At 69.7% G+C, this 386-nt stretch carries 1 protein-coding gene; it reads left to right on the forward strand.

The genetic code is table 11. The features are described from left to right. Positions 1-99 precede the first annotated feature (99 nt). On the forward strand, positions 100-342 hold the full coding sequence (locus LJ221_RS06120) for a mycoredoxin (RefSeq protein ID WP_241714445.1): 243 nt from the start codon (positions 100-102) through the stop codon (positions 340-342). Positions 343-386 lie beyond the last annotated feature (44 nt).

Here is a 386-nt window from a genome sequence, read left to right on the forward strand (position 1 = left end):
TCCGGGCGCCCGGACGGGACGCCGGGAATGGGCCCGGCCGGTTGAACGTTCCACCGATGTCAGTACGCCGACATGCCGAGACGAGGAGCACGAGAACCCATGGCGGGAACGGTCACGATGTACAGCACCACCTGGTGCGGCTACTGCCGTCGGCTCAAGGGCCAGATGGACCGCGAGGGAATCGCGTACACCGAGGTCAACATCGAGCACGATCCGGAGGCCGCGGCCTTCGTCGAGAAGGTCAACGACGGCAACCAGCTGGTCCCGACCGTGCTCTTCCCCGACGGCTCGGCCCTGCCCAATCCATCGATCGCGACGGTGAAGGCCGTTCTGGGAGCCTGACGCGCCCTCGGCCACCGGCCGTCCGCCGCGGCCCGGGGCCGGGC

Origin of the sequence: Streptomyces sp. CNQ085 (assembly GCF_022614595.1) — a bacterium.
In the GTDB taxonomy this organism is placed as follows: Bacteria; Actinomycetota; Actinomycetes; order Streptomycetales; family Streptomycetaceae; genus Streptomyces.

What these genes read in the sequence shown, in the direction of transcription:
- LJ221_RS06120 (WP_241714445.1), top strand. Translation starts at nt 100, where the DNA reads ATGGCGGGAACGGTCACGATGTACAGCACCACCTGGTGCGGCTACTGC.